General features: G+C 45.2%; 4 protein-coding genes. 3 read left to right on the forward strand and 1 reads right to left on the reverse strand.

Annotated features, from left to right (window positions below; genetic code table 11):
* The 3 genes from COT43_02865 to COT43_02875 form a co-directional block, all read left to right on the forward strand.
* On the forward strand, positions 1-525 hold a 525-nt coding region (locus COT43_02865), incomplete at its 5' end, for a hypothetical protein (GenBank protein PIS29904.1).
* Positions 526-650: 125 nt separating this feature from the next.
* On the forward strand, positions 651-2,114 hold the full coding sequence (locus COT43_02870) for a hypothetical protein (protein ID PIS29905.1): 1,464 nt from the start codon (positions 651-653) through the stop codon (positions 2,112-2,114).
* An 81-nt stretch (positions 2,115-2,195) separates the two neighbouring features.
* The gene (locus COT43_02875; GenBank protein ID PIS29906.1) at positions 2,196-2,558 is read left to right on the forward strand and encodes a hypothetical protein; all 363 of its coding nucleotides are present in this window, start codon (positions 2,196-2,198) and stop codon (positions 2,556-2,558) included.
* A 12-nt stretch (positions 2,559-2,570) separates the two neighbouring features.
* Here COT43_02875 and COT43_02880 read toward each other — a convergent pair.
* A partial coding sequence (locus tag COT43_02880; protein PIS29907.1) for a sodium:proton antiporter occupies positions 2,571-2,806 on the reverse strand: 236 nt, incomplete at its 5' end.

The following is a 2,806-nucleotide window of genomic DNA, read 5'->3' on the forward strand; positions in this document are numbered from 1 at the left end:
GGAATTCAACTACAATTGAAAGAACCGACGAATGGCATGATCGAACTTTCACCGGCAATGCGGGAAAGCGGTTCGCTTGTTTTTCGTTCAAATGCGGAAATTTCCTTGTTTTACGACACGCAGGGAATAATATTCTCAGCAGGCGAAACGCGGCTTTGTTCACTTCCAGAAAACATCACTATTCAATCCATCATCGTTTCAGATTTAAACGGCAATCCGGTTCAAGCCGCCGTCCGGCGACTTCCAACGCAATTTTCCGTGTCCAGAAATTTCCCCAATCCATTCAATTCACAGACGACGATTCGATACGATCTACCAACTTACGCGCCGGTAGAGATGACGATTTACGATATTCGTGGGCATAAAATCCGGACGCTGGAAAATGGCGTCAAACCGGCGGGATATTATCAAGCAATTTGGAATGGAAAAGACGACGCCGGTCGAGAAGTCGCTTCCGGGATTTATTTTTTCCAAATGATTTCGGAAACACATCGGAAAACGATGAAACTGATGTTAGTGAAATAACTGATCTAAATCGGAACAACCATAGAAATTTTCACATATAAAATTCTATAGTCACATCGTTGTCGGTTTGTTAAATTACTTTCCGTTTTTTAAAAATTTTATTAGAAAGTACACTTTTAAACATCTTGTTAAGTTTCATCACCCAAAATAGAGCCCCGATCCTGCTGATTGCTTTATCACTTTTGAGATATTGTGAAAATCCGACGACACGATTGGATGATCTCGCCGTTCCGGATGAGCTCGAAATCGCTTGTATTTCTGAAAATATCGTTAATTTGACTTGGCGCGATAATTCCGCTAAAGAAACCGGTTTCATTATCGACCGGAAAGTCGGTGGCTCGGAATGGGAAGAAGCCTATCGGCAAACCGACGCGGACGCCACCACTTTCACCGATTACATTCCGACGAATTCCGACACAGTTTTTGACTATCGCATCCGTGCAGTGATGGACGGCGATACGACCGATTATTCGGATACCGTGGCGTGGATTTCCGAATACGGTTCGCCTGGCGATCTGCAGGTCAAACAGATTGGAAAAACGACCGTTCATCTGACGTGGGTGGACAATTCTATCGGAGAAGATAAATTCTTAATCGAGCGGAAGACTGGCTCCGAAAAATGGGTGCAATTGGCAAAAACAGAATCAAACTCGACTGAATATATTGATGCGACCGCATCATCGACAGACACGCTAAGTTACCGCGTTTCAGCTACGTCAGGAATTTCGACTTCACCGCCCAGCAAAACAGCAAAATGCCTGATAGGAACTCTTAGTTTGTCAAATTTATTTTTCGGCACCGAACAAACTTTCGACCTCATTACATGGAACGTTTATAATTTCCCGCGAAACGGTGAGACGACGATCGCCTCAGCCGTGGAAGTTATTCAAAATTTGAACGCAGATGTCGTTGCGCTTCAGGAAATCGCCAGCGACACGGATTTTCAGAAATTGGACGCGAGACTTGCGGACTGGGACGGTTACCGCGCCGACAGATGGGGCTCAACACTCGCCTTTATGTATCGCTCCGAAAACGTGACAATTGACTCGGTTTACGAAATTTATATCGATAACGATCGTGAATTTCCCAGACCGCCGCTCGTTCTCGATCTGAAATGGAATGGCAACCGCATCATCGTCATCGACAACCATTACAAATGTTGCGGCGACGGAATCATCGGAACTGATCCATACGACGAAGAATGGCGGCGTCTCGATGCAAGTCACTTATTGGAAACGTACATCAATACGCATTTCCCCAGTGAAAATGTCATTGTCGTCGGCGATTTCAACGACGAAATTACCGATCCGGCGGCGGTTAACGTCTTCCAGAATTTCATCGACAATTCCTCGGCTTATCGGTTCGCCGATATACCAATCGCTAAGGGTCCGAGCGACAACTGGTCATATCCGAAATGGCCAAGTCATCTGGATCATATTTTAGTCACCAACGAATTATTCGATGAATTGTCACGAACCGGTACCGAAGTTACGACGATTCATGTCGATGATTATTTCAGCAACGGCTGGAACGCATACGAAGTTGCATTGTCCGATCACCGCCCGGTGGGATTCAAAATCCGATTCTAATCTTTTCCGCCCCGCCTCTTGAATATTTTTAAAATTCCCTTATATTGTAAGAGGAAGGATCTTTTAATAAGGAGCGCGGCCATGAAGAACACATTGAAAAATTTTCTCAGGATTCTGGGCATTGAGTTAGACGATCTGAAAGAAGACATCGAGGTTATGATCGGAGAAAACAAGAGGCGGAATGAGAGCGGAAAAATAACCAACTATGTTTTTATGGAAAACATGGCGTTATTCCAAAATGAACTTCACGCTATCGGCGCTTTCCGTAAGATCATCGACCAAACGGATATCGATAAATTTACATCCCTCGAAGGTTTTATCGACGATTTAAAAGAAAAGTTCAGGGAAATCGCCCGAACGCACGGCTATGCCGAAGCAGGAAAAATCTGCATCGAAAGAAAGATCAATAAAGTTCTGAAGTACGTAGCGGGAGCGATCGGGTAAGTCGTAAACGCATCATAGTTGATCCGAATCCTTTTCCAATTCGGCAATCTCTTCATCCGACATTCTCTCCATCGTCCAGCCTGTGAATCCGTAAATTACCGAAACGACCGGAGTGATCAGATTTAAAAAAGCGTACGGCGCGTAAGCGAACGGATAAACGCCGAGTGTCGTGAACATGAACGCCCCGCATGTATTCCACGGAACCAGCGGCGACGAGAGCGTTCCTGCATCTTCGAGAATGCGCGACA

The organism is Candidatus Marinimicrobia bacterium CG08_land_8_20_14_0_20_45_22, from assembly GCA_002774355.1.
GTDB lineage: Bacteria > Fidelibacterota > UBA2242 > UBA2242 > UBA2242 > 0-14-0-20-45-22.